This window comes from Streptomyces sp. NBC_00249 (genome assembly GCF_026342355.1).
In the GTDB taxonomy this organism is placed as follows: Bacteria; Actinomycetota; Actinomycetes; order Streptomycetales; family Streptomycetaceae; genus Streptomyces.
This window is the reverse complement of sequence record NZ_JAPEMV010000006.1, coordinates 246,058-262,605: the sequence shown is the minus strand read 5'-3', so window position 1 is coordinate 262,605 and position 16,548 is coordinate 246,058. Positions and strand designations below refer to the sequence as shown.

At 74.1% G+C, this 16,548-nt stretch carries 12 protein-coding genes; 3 read left to right on the top strand and 9 right to left on the bottom strand.

The window, feature by feature from the left end:
* Window positions 1-58: 58 nt before the first annotated feature.
* From OOK31_RS26030 to OOK31_RS26015, 4 genes are all read right to left on the bottom strand, one after another.
* Entirely contained in the window at window positions 59-1,840 is a 1,782-nt protein-coding gene (locus OOK31_RS26030) for an ABC transporter ATP-binding protein (RefSeq protein WP_267089774.1), read from the bottom strand.
* Window positions 1,837-3,708, bottom strand: a complete 1,872-nt coding sequence (locus OOK31_RS26025) for an ABC transporter ATP-binding protein (protein ID WP_267089773.1) — start codon at window positions 3,706-3,708, stop codon at window positions 1,837-1,839. Before OOK31_RS26025 ends, OOK31_RS26030 begins: the two co-directional genes overlap by 4 nt.
* 169 nt (window positions 3,709-3,877) lie before the next feature.
* Entirely contained in the window at window positions 3,878-6,820 is a 2,943-nt protein-coding gene (locus OOK31_RS26020) for an FAD-binding and (Fe-S)-binding domain-containing protein (protein ID WP_267089772.1), read from the bottom strand.
* Window positions 6,821-6,972: 152 nt separating this feature from the next.
* Window positions 6,973-7,434, bottom strand: coding sequence for a MarR family winged helix-turn-helix transcriptional regulator (locus OOK31_RS26015; RefSeq protein ID WP_267089771.1), 462 nt, complete (start codon window positions 7,432-7,434; stop codon window positions 6,973-6,975).
* A gap of 86 nt (window positions 7,435-7,520) precedes the next feature.
* On the opposite strand from OOK31_RS26015, the gene OOK31_RS26010 reads away from it, so the two are divergent.
* From OOK31_RS26010 to OOK31_RS26000, 3 genes are all read left to right on the top strand, one after another.
* Window positions 7,521-9,407: an ABC transporter ATP-binding protein gene (locus tag OOK31_RS26010; RefSeq protein ID WP_267089770.1), complete on the top strand. Its 1,887-nt coding sequence runs from the start codon at window positions 7,521-7,523 to the stop codon at window positions 9,405-9,407.
* A gap of 63 nt (window positions 9,408-9,470) precedes the next feature.
* Window positions 9,471-10,364, top strand: coding sequence for an endolytic transglycosylase MltG (mltG, locus tag OOK31_RS26005; RefSeq protein ID WP_267089769.1), 894 nt, complete (start codon window positions 9,471-9,473; stop codon window positions 10,362-10,364).
* Window positions 10,365-10,450: 86 nt separating this feature from the next.
* Complete coding sequence (locus OOK31_RS26000) at window positions 10,451-11,377, top strand: hypothetical protein (protein WP_267089768.1); 927 nt, start codon at window positions 10,451-10,453, stop codon at window positions 11,375-11,377.
* A 158-nt stretch (window positions 11,378-11,535) separates the two neighbouring features.
* Here the strand turns inward: OOK31_RS26000 and OOK31_RS25995 are convergent, their stop codons facing one another.
* From OOK31_RS25995 to OOK31_RS25975, 5 genes are all read right to left on the bottom strand, one after another.
* Window positions 11,536-12,642 (bottom strand): FAD-dependent oxidoreductase, encoded by a 1,107-nt coding sequence (locus OOK31_RS25995; protein WP_267089767.1) that lies wholly within the window; start codon window positions 12,640-12,642, stop codon window positions 11,536-11,538.
* 51 nt (window positions 12,643-12,693) lie between these two features.
* Window positions 12,694-13,794, bottom strand: coding sequence for an LLM class flavin-dependent oxidoreductase (locus tag OOK31_RS25990; RefSeq protein ID WP_267089766.1), 1,101 nt, complete (start codon window positions 13,792-13,794; stop codon window positions 12,694-12,696).
* Complete coding sequence (locus OOK31_RS25985; protein WP_267089765.1) at window positions 13,794-14,855, bottom strand: ABC transporter substrate-binding protein; 1,062 nt, start codon at window positions 14,853-14,855, stop codon at window positions 13,794-13,796. Before OOK31_RS25985 ends, OOK31_RS25990 begins: the two co-directional genes overlap by 1 nt.
* Before the next feature lie 83 nt (window positions 14,856-14,938).
* Entirely contained in the window at window positions 14,939-15,661 is a 723-nt protein-coding gene (locus OOK31_RS25980) for an ABC transporter ATP-binding protein (RefSeq protein WP_267089764.1), read from the bottom strand.
* Window positions 15,634-16,530 (bottom strand): ABC transporter permease, encoded by an 897-nt coding sequence (locus OOK31_RS25975; RefSeq protein WP_267089763.1) that lies wholly within the window; start codon window positions 16,528-16,530, stop codon window positions 15,634-15,636. The genes OOK31_RS25980 and OOK31_RS25975 overlap by 28 nt, the downstream gene beginning before the upstream one ends.
* Window positions 16,531-16,548 lie beyond the last annotated feature (18 nt).

Genomic DNA, 16,548 nt, shown 5'->3' with positions numbered 1-16,548 from the left:
GCCGCCTGGCGGCGCCCGGCCCCCGCCGGGCGGCGGGAGCCGGACGGCGGCGGCGCGGTCAGCCGTGCCAGGACCGCCACAGCGCCGCGTACGCTCCGCCCGCCGCCACCAGTTCCTCGTGCGAGCCGAGCTCACTGATCCGGCCCTCCTCCACCACCGCGATCACGTCCGCGTCGTGCGCGGTGTGTAGACGATGGGCGATCGCGATGACCGTCCGGCCGTCCAGCACCCGGGCCAGGGAACGCTCCAGGTGCCGGGCGGCGCGCGGGTCCAGCAGCGAGGTCGCCTCGTCCAGCACCAGCGTGTGCGGGTCCGCCAGCACCAGCCGGGCCAGCGCCACCTGCTGGGCCTGCGCCGGAGTCAGCGCACTCCCGCCGGAGCCGACCTCCGTGTCCAGCCCGGCCTCCAGGGCCCGGGCCCAGCCGTCCGCGTCCACCGCGCCCAGCGCCGCCCACAGCTCGGTGTCCGCCGCGCCCGTCCGCGCCAGGCGCAGGTTGTCCCGCAGGGAGCCCACGAACACGTGGTGCTCCTGGTTGACCAGCGCGACGTGCTCCCGGACCCGCTCCGCCGGCATCCGCGACAGCCGCGCGCCGCCGAGGGTGACCTCGCCGGTCCGGGGCGCGTAGATGCCCGCGAGCAGCCGCCCCAGCGTGGACTTTCCCGCGCCGGAGGGGCCGACGAGCGCCATCCGGGTGCCCGGCGGCACGGACATCGACACCTGGTGCAGTACGTCCACGCCCTCGCGGTACCCGAAGCGCACCTCGTCCGCGCGTACCCCCCGGCCCTCGGGGGCGACGGCCGGGTCGCCCGCGTCCGGCTCGATCTCCCGTACGCCCACCAGCCGGCCCAGCGAGACCTGGGCGACCTGCAACTCGTCGTACCAGCGCAGGATCAGCCCGATCGGGTCGACCATCATCTGCGCCAGCAGGGCGCCCGTGGTCAGCTGCCCCACCGACATCCAGCCCCGCAGCACGCAGTAGCCGCCGATCAGCAGCACCGCACCGAGGATGGTCACGTACGTGACGTTGACGACGGGGAAGAGCACCGTCCGCAGGAACAATGTGTAGCGTTCCCACGCGACCCACTGCGCGATCCGCCGCTCCGACAGTTCGGTACGGCGCCCGCCCAGGCGGTGCGCCTCGATCGTGCGGCCCGCGTCCACCGTCTCGGTGAGCGCCGCCGCGACCGCCGCGTACCCGGCGGCCTCCGAGCGGTACGCGGCGGGCGCCCGCCGGAAGTACCAGCGGCAGCCCGCCACCAGCACCGGCAGAGCCACCAGCGCGGCCAGCGCCAGCGGCGGCGCGGTCACCGCGAGCGCCCCGAAGAGCAGCCCCACCCACACCACACCGATCGACAGCTGCGGTACGGCCTCGCGCATGGCGTTGGCCAGCCGGTCGATGTCGGTGGTGATCCGCGACAGCAGGTCACCGGTGCCGGCCCGCTCCAGGACCCCGGGCGGCAGCCCCACCGAACGCACCAGGAAGTCCTCGCGCAGATCGGCGAGCATCTCCTCGCCGAGCATCGCCCCGCGCAGCCGCACCAGCCGGACGAAGAAGGTCTGGACGGCCAGCGCCACCGTGAACAGCAGCGCCACCCGCCCCAGATGCAGCTCGCGCGAACCCTGCGCCAGCTCGTCCACCACCCGCCCCAGCAGGTACGGGCCGACCATGGAGGCGACCACCGCGACCGCGTTGACCGTCACCAGCAGCGCGAACGCCCGCCGGTGCCGCAGGAACAGGCCGCGCACATAGGCCCGTACGGTCGCCGACGTGCCCACGGGCAGGGTCGCGGCCGTCTCGGGGGCCGCCGGATCGTACTCCGGAGGCATCACGCCGATCATGCTGTTTCCTCGACTTCCGTGACTTGCGTGACTTCCGCGACGTCGGTGACCTCGGTGAGGGCTTCTTCCAGCTCCGCGAGCTTCTGCTCCGCGTCGGTCTCGCGGGTGACGACGGCCCGGTAGCGGGGCTCGGTCAGCAGCAGTTCGCGGTGCGTGCCCACCGCCAGGGCCCGCCCCTCGTGGACGAGGACGACCCGGTCGGCGCGGTCCAGCAGCAGCGGCGAGGAGGCCAGTACCACCGTCGTACGGCCGGTGCGCAGGGCGGCGATCCCGTCGGCGATCCGCGCCTCGGTGTGCGAGTCGACCGCCGAGGTCGGCTCGTCCAGCACCAGCACCTCGGGGTCGGTGACCAGGGACCGGGCCAGCGCGAGGCGCTGGCGCTGGCCGCCGGACAGGGACCGGCCGCGTTCGGTGATCCGGGCGTCCATCGGGTCCAGGACACCGGCGGGCGCCGACTGGAGCAGGGCGTCCAGGACGTCGGCGCACTGGGCCGCCGCCAGGGCAGGCCCGGGCGCCACCGCTCCCGAGGCCGGTACGTCGAACAGCTCGCGCAGGGTCCCCGACAGCAGCACCGGGTCCTTGTCCTGTACGAGGACCAGCGCACGCGCCGCGTCCAGCGCGAGCGCGTCCAGCGCGACCCCGCCGAGCAGTACCGAGGGCCCCTCGGCGGCGTCGTCGAGCGGGTGCCCGCCCAGGCGCTCCGCGAGCCGGCCCGCCAGGTCGGGGTCCCCGCACACCACGGCGGTGAACCGCCCGGCCGGGGCCAGCAGCCCCGTCCCGGGGTCGTACAGGTCCCCGCCCGGGGCCGGGGCCGCCACCGGCGCCGCGGCCGGGCCGCTGCCCGCGGTGGTGTCCGCGGCGTCCGGTGCCTCCGTACGCGTCAGGGACAGCACGCGGGCCGTGCGCGTGGCGGAGGGCCGCGAGAACGAGTAAGCCATCGCGATCTCCATGAAGTGCCGCAGCGGGTAGAGCATGGTGGCCACCGCGCTGAAGGCCGCGACGAGTTGGCCGACCGCCAGCCGGCCGTCCAGCACCAGCCCCGAGCCGTACCAGACGACCGTGATCAGCAGGGCGCCCGGGAGCAGCACCTGGATCGCCGCGATCAGCGCCCACATCCGGGCACTGCGCACGGCGGCCTCGCGGACCTCCTGGGAGGCCTCGCGGTAGCGGCCCAGGAACAGTTCCTCGCCACCGATGCCGCGCAGCACCCGCAGCCCCGCGACGGTGTCGGAGGCCAGCTCGGTGGCCTTGCCCGCCTTCTCGCGCTGGACGTCGGCACGCCGGGTGGCGCGCGGCAGCAGCGGCAGCACGGACAGGGCGAGCACGGGGACGCCCGCGGCGACGACCACGCCGATGGACGGCGCGTAGAACAGCAGGCCGACGCAGACGGCGACGACGGCGAAGGCGGCGGCCAGGAAGCGGGAGACCGCCTCGACGAACCAGCCGATCTTCTCCACGTCGGCGGTGGACACCGCCACCACCTCGCCCGCCGCGACCCGCCGGGTCAGGGCGGAGCCCAGCTCGGCGGTCTTGCGGGCCAGGAGCTGCTGGACCCGTGCGGCGGCGGTGATCCAGTTGGTGACGGCGGTCCGGTGGAGCATGGCGTCGCCCAGGGAGACGGCGACGCCGAGGACCGCCAGGAGCCCGCCGACCATCAGCAGCCCGGAGCCGTCGCGCCGCACGACCGCGTCGACGCCGAGGCCCACCGCGTACGGCAGCGCGGCGACACCGCAGAAGTGCAGCAGCCCCCACCCGAAGCTCTTGGCCTGACCGCCGAGCTGGTTCCTGCCGAGCCAGACCAGGAGCCGGGGCCCGGACCGGGCATCGGGTACGCCGGGATCCGGATACGGAAGATCGCTGATCTGCATGACGCCCCATGAGGGTGGGAGAGGTCCGAACCGTGCAAGGTTCGCCTTCCCGCACGCCCCGGGCAATCGATTTTGCGTTGGCCACGGCCTGACGGGCCAGGGTGTGCGGCCCGGCCGCCGGCCCGCCCCGCCAGGTGGGCCAGGGGGCGGGCGGGGGCGCGCGACGGGCTCAGGGCCGTGTGGCGCGCTCCAGTTCGAGCAGCGCCGAGTGGTAGCTCCGCCCGGTCGCCCGGTCCATGCCCACCTCGCACATCCGGTTCGCCGACAGGTACGCGTCGTACGGCCGAGCCGCCACCTCCGCCGCCTCGCGGGCCGTCGCCGAGGCCGTCAGCTCCGGGTGCAGCATGCCCCGGTCGCCGGCGAAGGCGCAGCACCCCGCGTCGTGCGGGACCACGACCTCGTCGGCGCAGGCCTCGGCCACGGCGCGCAGCTGCGCCTCGTCGTCCAGGTGCCGCATGGAGCAGGTGGGGTGCAGGACCGCGGACCCGACGGTGCGCAGGACCTCCAGACGAGGCAGCAGCTCCTCGGCCGCCCACACGACGGAGTCCACGACCCGCAGCTCCGCGTGCAGGGCGAGGTTGTCCTGCGTCAGGTACGGGACCACCTCCTGGGCGATGCCCAGGGTGCAGGAGGAGGCGTCGACGACCAGCGGCAGCCGGCCCCCGGCGGTCCAGCCCCACGCCGCCGCCACCATCCGGTTGGCCATCAGCCGGGTGCCCTCCTCGTAGCCCTTGGAGTGCCAGATCGTCGAGCAGCAGGTGCCGGTCACGTCGCGCGGGATCCACACCGGCCGCCCGGCCCGTTCGGAGACGGCCACCACCGCCTCGGGCAGGGAGGGCCCGGCCTGGCCCGGGGGGCCGCCGAAGATCCGGTTGACGCACGCCGGGTAGTACACGGCCGCCGCGCCGACCCGCCGGGTCGCGGGCAGCCGCCGGGCCGCGGCGCCGGGGATCTGCGGCAGCCACTCCGGGACCAGGTCCGGGCGTACGGCCCTACGCGCGGCCCCCGTCACCGCCTCCAGCAGCCGCTCCCCGCCCGGGACCCGGTCGGTGAACGTGCCCGCGGCGGCGACGGCCAGGCGCGCGGCGGCCTCCACGCTCCGGAACTGCCGGGCGGCCAGGGCGGCTGCCCGCTCCTCGCGGGGACCGTGCCGCTGGTGGCGGAAGTCCCGCATCAGCGCGCCGGTGTCGATCCCGACGGGGCAGGCCAGCTTGCAGGTGGAGTCGCCCGCGCAGGTGTCGACGGCGTCGTAGCCGTAGGCGCCGAGGAGGCCGTCGAGGACGGGGGAGCCCGGCTGCTGGCGCATCATCTCCCGGCGCAGCGCGATCCGCTGGCGCGGAGTGGTCGTCAGGTCCCCGCTGGGGCAGGTCGGTTCGCAGAACCCGCACTCGATGCAGGGGTCGGCCACCGCCTCCACCCGCGGGATGGTCTTCAGGCCGCGCAGGTGGGCCCGGGGGTCGCGGTCCAGGAGGATCCGCGGGGCCAGCACCCCGTCCGGGTCGACGGTCCGCTTGGTGCGCCACATCAGGGCCGTGGCCTCGGGGCCCCATTCGAGTTCCAGGAAGGGGGCCATGTTGCGGCCGGTGGAGTGCTCGGCCTTCAGGGAGCCGTCGAACCGCTCCACCGTGAGCCGGCAGAAGGCCTCCATGAAGGCGGCGTACCGGGCGACGTCGGCGGGTTCGGCGGCGTCGAAGGCGAGCAGGAAGTGGAGGTTGCCGTGGGCCGCGTGGCCGGCGACGGCCGCGTCGAACCCGTGCTCCGCCTGGAGTTCGAGGAGGGCCTCGCAGGCCTCGGCGAGCCGGGACGGCGGGACGGCGAAGTCCTCGGTGATCAAGGTCGTGCCGGTGGCCCGGGCGCCGCCGACGGCGGTGACGAAGGCCTTGCGGGCCTTCCAGTACCCGGCGACGGTCCCCGGGTCGCTGGTGAAGGCGTTGGTGACGGAGGCGACGGGCGCGACGAGGTCCAGGCCGGCCAGCACCCCGGCCGCCCGCCGCTCGTACTCCGCGCGCCCCGCCCGGTCGGGTGCCCGGAACTCCACCAGCAGGGCGGTCGTGTCCTTGGGCAGCTCCGCCCAGTCGGCGGGGACGCCCGCGACGCTGACGGAGGCGCGCAGGGTGTTGCCGTCCATCAGCTCGACGGCGATCGCACCCGCCTCGTTGAACAACGGGACGGCGGCCGCCGCGGCCGGCAGGGAGGGGAAGAAGAGCAGCGCGCTCGTCAGCTCGCGGTCCAGGGGAAGGGTGTCGAAGACCACCTCCGAGATGAAGCAGAGGGTGCCTTCGGAGCCGACCGTCAGGCCGCGCAGGATCTCGACGGGGGTGGTGCCGTCGAGGTAGGCGTCGAGCCGGTACCCGGTGGTGTTCTTGATCTCGTACTTGGCGCGGATCCGGGCGACCAGGGCCGGGTCGGCCTCGATCTCCGCCTTGATCGCCATCAGCCCGTGGCACAGCGCCGGTTCGGCGCGGGCCAGTTCCTCGTCGGCGAGCGGGTCGGCGGTGTCCACCACGGTGCCGCTCGGCAGGACGAGGGTGAGGGAGGACAGCGTGCGGTACGCGTTCCTCGTGGTGCCCGCCGTCATGCCGGAGGCGTTGTTCGCGACGACCCCGCCGAGGGTGCACGCGATGGCGCTGGCCGGGTCGGGGCCCAGGATCCGGCCGTGCCGGGCGAGCGCGGCGTTGGCGCGCAGCACGGTGGTGCCGGGCTGGATGCGGGCGTGCCGGCCGCCTTCGAGGACCTCGACGCCGGCCCAGTGGCGGCGTACGTCGACGAGGATGTCCTCCCCCTGGGCCTGCCCGTTGAGGGAGGTCCCGGCGGCGCGGAAGACGACCTCGCGCTGTCGGCCGTGGGCGTACGAGAGGACGGCGGAGATGTCGTCGATGTCCTCGGCGACCACCACGACCTGCGGTACGAACCGGTACGGGGAGGCGTCGGTGGCGTAGCGCACCAGGTCGGAGACCTTCCACAGCACCTTCTCCGCGCCGAGCAGCTCCGTCAGCTCGGCGCGCAGGGTGGCGGGGGTGCCGGAGGCGAGGCGGTCGGGGACCCGGTCGGGGGCGGGGCCGCGCGGGGTGCGGGGGCGCAGGGCGCCCGGCTTCGGTTCCAGCAGCGGCATGAGCAGCCCCTCGTACGTCGCGGTCCGGCACGGCGGCGGCGCGGGCGCCCGGGCGGCGGAGGCGCTGGGGAGAGCTCGCCGCACCGCCGCACGGCGCCGCCCGACGGCGCCCTCCGACGGCGCCGTCCGGTGCGGTCACCGGGCGGCGGGGCTCAGCAGCGGCGCTCCGCCGGGGCGTCCGCCAGCGCGTTCAGCAGCCCGCCGAGCACCTCGCGCTGTCCGGCGGTCAATGGAGCCAGGATCTCCTCTGCGGCGTCGGTTCGCGCGTTGCGCAGACGGCGCAGCGTGGCGCGACCGGTTTCGGTGAGCTCGATCCGGATGACCCGCCGGTTCGCGGGGTCGGGCACGCGGCGGACGCAGTCGGCCGTCTCCAGGCCGTCCACGAGGGTGGTCACGGCGCGCGGCACGACCTCAAGACGCTTGGCCAGATCGGCCATTCGGGGCGGCTGGTCCCCGCCGTAGTGGGAGACCAGGCGCAGCAGCCGGCCCTGCGCCGGGGTGATCCCGAGCGGCTCCATGTAGCGCTTCTGGATGCGGTGGAGCCGGCGCGTGAGGCGCAGCAGCTGCTCGGCGAGGACGCCGTCTGTGGTGTCGGTCTCGGAACCGGTGCTCATACTGGGGAACAGTACCAGGACCGGATTCATTGTGAGCATAGGTAACAATGAGCTAAGCTCATCGGAGTCTCGTCAGAAGGAGGCCCATGCGCCCCGAAGAACCGAAGTGGACGCCATCGAACGAAGCCCTCGACCCCTCCCGTCCGGCTCCGGCGGACCGCCCGCGCGAGCTGCGCCGCATCGTGGGTCTGTTCCGGCCCTACCGTGGCCGGCTCGCCGTCGTCGGCGTCCTGGTCGCCGCCTCCTCGCTGGTCGGCGTGGCCTCGCCGTTCCTGCTCAAGGAGATCCTGGACGTCGCGATCCCCCAGGGCCGGACCGGGCTGCTCAGCCTGCTCGCCCTCGGCATGATCCTCACCGCGGTCGTGACCAGCGTCTTCGGCGTCCTCCAGACCCTGATCTCCACCACGGTCGGCCAGCGCGTCATGCACGACCTGCGCACCGCCGTGTACGCCCAGCTCCAGCGCATGCCGCTGGCCTTCTTCACCCGCACCCGCACCGGCGAGGTGCAGTCCCGGATAGCCAACGACATCGGCGGCATGCAGGCCACCGTCACCTCGACCGCGACCTCGCTCGTGTCGAACCTGACCGCCGTGATCGCCTCCGTGGTCGCGATGCTGGCGCTGGACTGGCGGCTCACCCTCGTCTCCCTGCTCCTGCTGCCCGTCTTCGTGTGGATCAGCCGCAGGGTCGGCCGCGAGCGCAAGAAGATCACCATGCAGCGGCAGCGCCAGATGGCCGCCATGGCCGCCACCGTCACCGAGTCCCTCTCGGTGAGCGGCATCCTGCTCGGCCGCACCATGGGCCGCTCGGAATCCCTCACCGCCGCCTTCTCGGAGGAGTCCGAGAAGCTCGTCGGACTCGAGGTGCGCTCCAGCATGGCCGGGCGCTGGCGGATGTCCACCATCGGCATCGTCATGGCCGCCATGCCCGCGCTCATCTACTGGGCCGCCGGCATCGCCCTCCAGACGGGCGCCCCCTCGCTCTCCGTCGGCACCCTCGTCGCCTTCGTCACCCTCCAGCAGGGCCTGTTCCGGCCCGCCGTGAGCCTGCTGTCGACGGGTGTGCAGATCCAGACCTCGCTCGCGCTGTTCGCCCGGATCTTCGAGTACCTCGACCTGCCCGTGGACATCACCGAACGGCAGGACCCGGTGAAACTGGACCGCGCCAGGGGCGAGGTCCGCCTGGAGGACGTGCACTTTGCCTACGAGGCCAAGAACGGCCCCACGCTCACCGGCATCGACATCACCGTCCCGGCCGGCGGCTCCCTGGCGGTGGTCGGCCCGACCGGCTCCGGCAAGAGCACGCTGAGCTACCTGGTGCCGCGGCTGTACGACGTGACCGGCGGCCGCGTCGCCCTCGACGGGGTGGACGTGCGCGACCTCGACTTCGACTCGCTGGCCCGCTCCATAGGCGTGGTCTCCCAGGAGACCTACCTCTTCCACGCCTCCGTCGCCGACAACCTGCGCTTCGCCAAGCCCGACGCCACCGACGAGGAGATCGCCGAGGCGGCCCGCGCGGCCCAGATCCACGAGCACATCGCGTCCCTGCCCGACGGGTACGACACCCTGGTCGGCGAGCGCGGCTACCGGTTCTCCGGCGGCGAGAAGCAGCGCCTGGCCATCGCCCGGACCATCCTGCGCGACCCGCCCGTGCTCATCCTCGACGAGGCCACCAGTGCCCTCGACACCCGTACCGAGCACGCCGTACAGCAGGCCATCGACAACCTCTCCCGGGGCCGTACGACCATCACCATCGCGCACCGCCTCTCCACCGTCCGGGACGCCGACCAGATCGTGGTGCTGGACGGCGGGCGGATAGCCGAGCGCGGGACGCACGAGGAACTGCTGGGCGCCGGAGGCCGATACGCCGCACTCGTCCGCCGGGACCGGGACGCCGCGCTGCTGCCCGAGTCGACCTCGACCCCGCCCTCGGCTCCGACATCGACCCCGACTCCGACTCCGGTGAACGTGTGATCGTATGACAGGCGGGAGGGTGAGATGCCCGGAATCAGGTGGTATGCGGGTTAGCGTGCCCGTATGCGTCATGAGTACCTGCCGCCACAGCGACGTTCCCGGCTCACCCGCCGCGGCCGCCTGGCGCTCTTCCTCGGCACGCTGCTGGGGCTAGGGCTCGGGGCCGCCGTCCTGATACCGCTCCTGCCCACCCAGCCGCCGCCGGAGAAACCGCGACAGCTGCTGATCCCCGAAGGCTGGCGGGCCCCGCAGGTCTACGCCGCCGTCGACCGCGAGCTGAAACTCCCCGCGGGCTCCACGAAGGCGGCCGCCCGCACGTCCGGGCTGGCCCTGCCCGCCGAGGCCAAGGGCAACCCGGAGGGCTTCCTCTTCCCGGCGACGTACCCGGTGACCGCGAAGTCCACCCCGGCCACACTGCTCACGTTCATGGTCCGCACGGCCAACCAGAAGCTCGCCACCAGGGCCGTCACCGACGGCGGCAAGGCCCACGGGATGACCCCGTACCAGACGGCCACCCTCGCCAGCATCATCGAGGCGGAGGCCGACAGCCCGGCGGACATGGGCAAGGTCGCCCGCGTGGTGCACAACCGGCTGGCGCGCTCGATGCCCCTCCAGATGGACTCCACCCTCAACTACGCCCTGAACCGCACCACCGTCGACACCACACTCGCCGACACCCGCATCGACCACCCCTTCAACACCTACGAACGCCAGGGCCTGCCCCCCACCCCCATCGACAACCCCGGCCTCCGGGCCATGGCGGCGGCGGTCGCGCCGACGCCCGGGGACTGGCTCTTCTTCGTCACCGTCAAACCGGGCGACACCCGCTTCTCCGCCACCTACGAGGAACACAAGAAGCACGTGGCGGAGTTCAACCGGCTCCGCGCCGCCGCCGGTACCCCGCCCCGCGCCCGCGCCGGACCGCCGCCCGCCGAACCCCCGCGGCCCGGACGGTAAACGAGAGGCGCCCCGCCCGCTCCCGGCCCTACGATCGGCAGCCGGCCGCCGCCGCCCGGAGGCGGGTCCTTCCCCGGGGGTGCGTGGTGAACTGGCCATGGACGAAGACAAAGGCGCGGCGTCCGGCGGCGACGCCCGCCCCGGCCGAGACGCCGGCGGAGCCAACCCCGGCGCACGAACCGGTAGCCGAGGCGGCCACGACCCGGGAGGACGCCGAGCAGGCGGCGGCCCGGGCCGCACGCGAGCGGGCGGCCGAGCACTGGGGCCCGCGCGTGGCGGAGTGGCAGGAGTGGCTGGCCCGCTCCCCGCACGGGATCGACCTGCTCCTGTGGTGGTACCGCGAGAGCGAGATCACCGCCCTCGTCGGCGCGGACCGCTACCGCGAGCGGCTGGCCGAGCTGCTGTCCGCGGCCGCGCCCCGCGATCTCGCCGCCCTGGGCCTGGGCTGCACCCGGCGCTCGGACCGGTCCTGCAAGGAACCCGGGATCTGCGCCCAGGAGGCTGAGCCGCCGCCCGCCGACGGGGTCCTGAAGTACCGGTACGGGCCCACCCCCGGGGCGTGCAGCGACTTCATCGACCTGATGACCCCGCACCAGATCCGCGTCGACCTCACCCGGGGCGACCGCCACCGCGCGGTGCTCCTGCTGCGTGACGGCCCGGCCGAGGCACGGCTGTGGGTGGACGGCGTGGCGGTGGGCGAGGGGGAGTGGCTGGACAACGGCGGCTACTGGCACGGGGACCGCTTCTACGTCATCCAGACCGGCGGCCCCGACGACCATCCGGCGCAGGGGCTCGCCGACATCGGCGACTGGCTCTACGCGATCGTCTCGCTCCTGGTCCACGACGCCGAGCGCGGCAGGACGTACCTGTTCGTGCCCGGCCCGGAGGAGAACTGGACGGAGCCGGAGCTACGGGTGCGCGACGGGGTGGGCTACGTGTACCCGACCGCCGAGGCCGCGGCGGCGGACCTGCCCGACCGCAGCTTCCCCGTCGACGACCAGGAGACGCCGTAGGCCCGTGTGCCGGACGTGGGTCTTCCGCGTCAGCTCAGCTGAGGTGCCGTCGGACAGAGGGCGCCGCTCCCAAGACGCCGATCCACGGCCTGGGGCCTGTCGTCAAACTCCCGTCTGCCCCGTCGACGACGCGAGTTTGACGACAGGCCCCAGGGAGCTCAGGCCGCGTCTGCCGGGACGCGGGCCAGCAGGCGGCGGATCTCGCGGACGGCGGCGCCGCCCGCGCGGTTGGCGCCGATGGTGGAGGCCGACGGGCCGTACCCCACCAGGTGGACCCGTTCGTCGCGCACCGCCCTGGTCCCCTCGATCCGGATCCCGCCGCCCGGCTCGCGCAGCCGCAGCGGCGCCAGGTGGTCGACGGCGGCCCGGAACCCGGTGGCCCACAGGATCACGTCGGCGTCCACGCGCCGCCCGTCGGCCCAGGCCACCCCGGTCGGGGTGATCCGGTCGAAGACGGGCCGACGCTCCAGCACCCCGGAGTCCAGTCCGGCCCGCACGGCGTCGGTCAGGGCCAGCCCGGTCACGCTGACCACGCTCTGCGGGGGCAGCCCCTGGCGTACCCGCTCCTCGACGCGGGCCACCGCCGCACGGCCGTCGGCCTCGCCGAAGCCGCCCTCGCGGAACACGGGCGGCCGGCGGGTCACCCAGGTGGTCCGCGCCGCCACCCCGGCGATCTCCAGCAGGTGCTGTACCGCCGAGGTGCCGCCGCCGACGACCACGACCCGGGCCCCGGCGAACTCGCCCGGCCCCGGGTAGTTCGCGGTGTGCAGCTGGCGGCCCCGGAACAGTTCCTGGCCCGGATAGCGCGGCCAGAACGGCCGGTCCCAGGTGCCGGTGGCGTTGATCAGCGCCCGCGCCGACCAGCTGCCGGACGCCGATTCCACGAGCAGCCGTCCCGCCGGGCCGCCGCCCCCGTCGCGGACGGCGGTGACGTCCACGGGGCGGCGTACGCGCAGGCCGAACCGCTCCTCGTAGGCCGCGAAGTACTCCCCGATCACCTCCGACGAGGGCCGCAGGGGATCGGCGCCCACGAGCTCCATGCCGGGCAGCGCGTGCATCCCGTGCACCTTGCCGTAGGTCAGCGACGGCCAGCGGAACTGCCAGGCCCCGCCCGGGCGCGGCGCGTGGTCCAGGACCACGTGGCCGATCCCGGCCCGTGCCAGGTGGTAGGCGCTGGACAGGCCCGCCTGCCCGGCGCCGACGACCACCACGTCCACGTCCGCCGCTGCCACCGTGCCCACCGTGTCCTCCCCGACCCGCGCCATGTCGTTCACGGTTCTACCAACCCGGTGGTGCGGCGAGATCTTCCCGGCCGGTCAGGCCCGGGGCGCCAGCAGGCCGCGCGCCGCCAGCTCGGGAGTCACCCCCTCGCCGAACCAGTACGCCTCCTCCAGGTGCGGGTAGCCCGACAGGACGAAGTTCTCGATCCCCAGCGCGTGGTACTCCTCGATCCGGTCCGCCACGTCCCCGTGGCTGCCGACCAGGGCCGTACCGGCACCCCCGCGGACCAGGCCGACGCCCGCCCACAGGTTCGGGGAGATCTCCAGCCCCTCCCGCGAGCCGCCGTGCAGGGCCAGCATCCGCTGCTGCCCGACCGACTCGCTCACACCCAGCAGGGACTGCGCGGTGGCGATGTCCGCGTCGGAGAGGTCCCCGAGCAGCCGGTCCGCCGCGCCCCAGGCCTCCTTCGCCGAGTCCCGCGAGATGGTGTGCAGCCGGATGCCGAACCGGACCGTCCGCCCCCGCTCCTCGGCCAGCGCACGGATCCAGTCGATCTTCTCCTTCACCTGCTGCGGGGGCTCGCCCCAGGTCAGGTACACGTCCGCGTGCTCGGCGGCCACCGGGCCGGCCGCCGCCGAGGAACCCCCGAAGAAGATCTCCGGCAGCGGGTCCGGCGGCAGCGCCGTCAGCCCGCCGTCGATCCGGTAGTGCTCGCCCCGGAAGTCGTACGGCTCCCCGCCCCACACGCCCCGGACGACGGACAGGAACTCGGCGGTGCGCTCGTAGCGCCGGTCGTGGTCCAGGTGATCCCCGAACCGCCGCTGCTCCGCGGAGTCCCCGCCCGTCACCACGTTGAGCAGCAGCCGGCCGCGGGTGATCCGCTGGTAGGTCGCCGCCATCTGCGCCGCGAGCGTCGGCGAGATCACCCCGGGGCGGAAGGCCACCAGGAACTTCAGCCGCTCGGTGTGCTGCGCGAGCGCCACCGTGGTCAGCCAGGCGTCCTCGCACCAGGTGCCCGTCGGCGTCAGCACCGCCTCGAAGCCGAGCTGTTCGGCGGCCTTGGCGATCTGGGCCAGGTACTCGACGTCCGGTGGGCGCACCCCGGCCGCGGCCCGGTTGTGGGCGTAGGCGTGCCGGTCCACGAGGGTACGGCCGTCGCCGCCGGTGGGCAGGAACCAGTGCAGTCGGACGGTCATCAGGAGTCCTTCCCGTACGCGCGGGCGGCGGTGGTGGAGGGCGGCAGGTCACGGTTGAAGCGGGTGTCCACGAAGTCCTTGAAGACGACCTTGCCGGGGATCAGCTTCAGGTCGGCGAAGGTGTCGGCGATCTTCTGCTCGGAGGCCACGGCCGCGTCGTCGACGGCGACCGCGACACGGGTTCCGTTGCTGCGCTTCACGGAGTCGAGGGCCACCTCGTACGGCAGGCCGGTCTCCTTCGACCAGACCTTGGCCCACTCCTCCGGGTGCTCGAACACCCAGTCCTGGGCGCGCTGGAGCCGCTTGAGGTAGTCGGCGATCGCCTTGCTCTTCGCCGCGTCCTGAAGGGCGGCGGGCGAGGCGACCTGGAAGCCCAGACCGTTGACGAGCCCCTCGCCGCTGGTCAGGACCCGGGCGCCGGCGCGCAGCACCTGGGAGGTGTACGGGTCCCAGACCGCCCAGGCGTCGACCTTGCCGCTGTTGAAGGCGGCGAGCGCGTCGGCCGGCTGGAGCAGGGTGATCTGCACGTCTGCGGGCGCCAGCCCGGCCTGCTGGAGGCTCGCGATCAGCTGGAAGTGCGCCGAACTGCCCTGCGCCACCGCGATCTTCTTCCCGCGCAGCTCGGCGGGGGACTTCAGCGGGGAGTCCTTGGGCACGAGGATCGCCTCCCCGGCCGAGGAGCCGTGCGTCGCGCCCACCACGGTGATCTTCGACTTGGCGGCCGCGGCGAACACGGGCGGGGTGTTGCCGACCCCGCCGATGTCCACGGCCTTGGCGTTGACCGCCTCGAGCAGCGGCGGGCCCGAGGTGAAGGTGGACCACTTGACCGTGTAGTCGAGGTTGTCCAGCTCACCGGCCGCCCGCAGCAGCGACTCGTAGCCGCCCTTCTGGTCCCCGATGCTCAGCGTGACCTCGGCCCCGCCGGCGGCGCCGCTCCCGGCGCGGTCCTTCGAGCTCGCCGCCGCGCCGTCGGCGGAACCGCCGCACGCGGTCAGGGCCAGGGACAGGGGGAGCAGGGCGGCGAGCAGGGGCAGGGGCAGGGGCAGGGAGGAGCGTCTCATGTCGGTTCTCTTCGATCTCGTGGGGAGCGGGCATGCGGAGGGAGGGGCGGGGTGCGCCGGGAGGGGGAAAGGGGGAACGGGCCTCAGACGACGCCGAGTTCGGCGAGCAGCCGGGCGCGCAGCTCGGCGAACCGGGGGTCGCCGACCGTACGCGGCCGCTCCAGCGGCACCGGGACGTCGCAGGAGATCCGCCCCTGGTCCATCACCAGGACGCGGTCGGCGAGCAGCACGGCCTCGTCGACGTCGTGCGTGACCAGCAGCACGGCGCAGCCGCGGCGCTGCCACAACTCGGCCACCAGCTGCTGGGCCTTGATCCGGGTCAGGGCGTCCAGGGCGCCGAACGGCTCGTCCAGCAACAGCAGATCGGGCTCGCGCACCAGCGCCCGGGCCAGCGAGGCCCGCTGCGCCTCCCCGCCCGACAGGGTCTTCGGCCAGGCGTCGGTCCGGTGCTCCAGGCCCACTTCGGCCAGGGCGCGTTCGGCGCGCTCGCGTTCGGGGCGGCCCGGCAGCCCGAGCAGGACGTTGCGCCAGACCCGCTTCCACGGCATCAGCCGGGGCGCCTGGAAGGCCACCGCCCGCCGCTCCGGGACCAGCACCTCGCCCTCGATGTCCCGGTCGAGGCCGGCCAGGACGCGCAGCAGCGTGGACTTCCCGCAGCCGCTGCGGCCGAGGAGGACGGTGAACTCCCCGGCCCGCAGGGTCAGGTCGAGCCCGTCGATGACCGCCCGTCCGTCGAAGGCGCGGGTCAGCCCCCGGGCCCGTACGGCGGTCTGCGGGATCACTGCCCCGTGAAGGTCGGTCGCCATTGGAGCAGCAGCCTTTCGAGAGCGCGGACGACGAGGTCGGCGGAGAGGCCGAGGAAGGCGTAGACGACGAGGCAGACCACGATCACGTCGGTACGGAAGAACTCGCGCGCCTGGTTCATCAGGAACCCGATGCCGGCGTCGGCGTTGATGGACTCCCCGAACACCAGGGCCAGCCAGGCCGTGGCGAGCGAGTACCGCAGCCCGGTCATGAACCCGGGCAGCGCGCCCGGCAGCACCACGTGTCGTACGAGACCCCACCGACCGAGCCCCAGCGCCCCGCCCGCCTCGATGAGCTGCTCGTCCACGCCCCGGATGCCGGCGTACACGTTGAGGTAGAGGTGGAAGGCCGTGCCGAGGGCGATCAGCGCCACCTTGGGGGCCTCCCCGATGCCCATCCAGATGATGAACAGCGGAATGAGACCGACCCACGGGACGGTGCGCAGCATCTGCACGCTCGCGTCGATCAGGTCCTCGCCGAGCCGCGACAGCCCGGACAGCAGCGCGAGAGCCGTCCCCACCGTCCCGCCGAGCAGCAGGCCGATCGCGACCCGCTGGAGGGAGATGCCCATCGCCGCGGGCAGGGTCCCGTCCGCGACGAGGCGGGCCCCGGCGGTCGCGATGGTCGACGGCGGGGCGAGCGTGTCGGCGGGCAACACCCCGAAGGTGCTGGCCAGTTGCCACAGCGCGAGCAGCAGCAGCGGACCGGTGGTCCGGCGCAGCCAGCGGGGCACGGACCGGCGGCGCGCCGAGGCCGGTACGACGGGCACGAGCGAGGGGAAGGGCTCGGGAGGCGGTACGGCGGCCGCTTCGACAGCAGGCTCTGATCCTGATTTAGGGGATATGTCGGGTGGGGCGTGGCCGATGGTCATGGAGGCTCCACGGAAGGG

Coding starts and splice junctions, on each gene's coding strand:
- OOK31_RS26010 (WP_267089770.1), top strand. CDS start 7,521: ATGCGCCCCGAAGAACCGAAGTGGACGCCATCGAACGAAGCCCTCGAC.
- OOK31_RS25995 (WP_267089767.1), bottom strand. CDS start 12,642: ATGGCGCGGGTCGGGGAGGACACGGTGGGCACGGTGGCAGCGGCGGAC.
- OOK31_RS26025 (WP_267089773.1), bottom strand. CDS start 3,708: ATGCAGATCAGCGATCTTCCGTATCCGGATCCCGGCGTACCCGATGCC.
- OOK31_RS26015 (WP_267089771.1), bottom strand. CDS start 7,434: ATGAGCACCGGTTCCGAGACCGACACCACAGACGGCGTCCTCGCCGAG.
- OOK31_RS25980 (WP_267089764.1), bottom strand. CDS start 15,661: ATGGCGACCGACCTTCACGGGGCAGTGATCCCGCAGACCGCCGTACGG.
- OOK31_RS25990 (WP_267089766.1), bottom strand. CDS start 13,794: ATGACCGTCCGACTGCACTGGTTCCTGCCCACCGGCGGCGACGGCCGT.
- OOK31_RS26030 (WP_267089774.1), bottom strand. CDS start 1,840: ATGATCGGCGTGATGCCTCCGGAGTACGATCCGGCGGCCCCCGAGACG.
- OOK31_RS25975 (WP_267089763.1), bottom strand. CDS start 16,530: ATGACCATCGGCCACGCCCCACCCGACATATCCCCTAAATCAGGATCA.
- mltG (WP_267089769.1), top strand. CDS start 9,471: ATGCGTCATGAGTACCTGCCGCCACAGCGACGTTCCCGGCTCACCCGC.
- OOK31_RS26020 (WP_267089772.1), bottom strand. CDS start 6,820: ATGCCGCTGCTGGAACCGAAGCCGGGCGCCCTGCGCCCCCGCACCCCG.
- OOK31_RS25985 (WP_267089765.1), bottom strand. CDS start 14,855: ATGAGACGCTCCTCCCTGCCCCTGCCCCTGCCCCTGCTCGCCGCCCTG.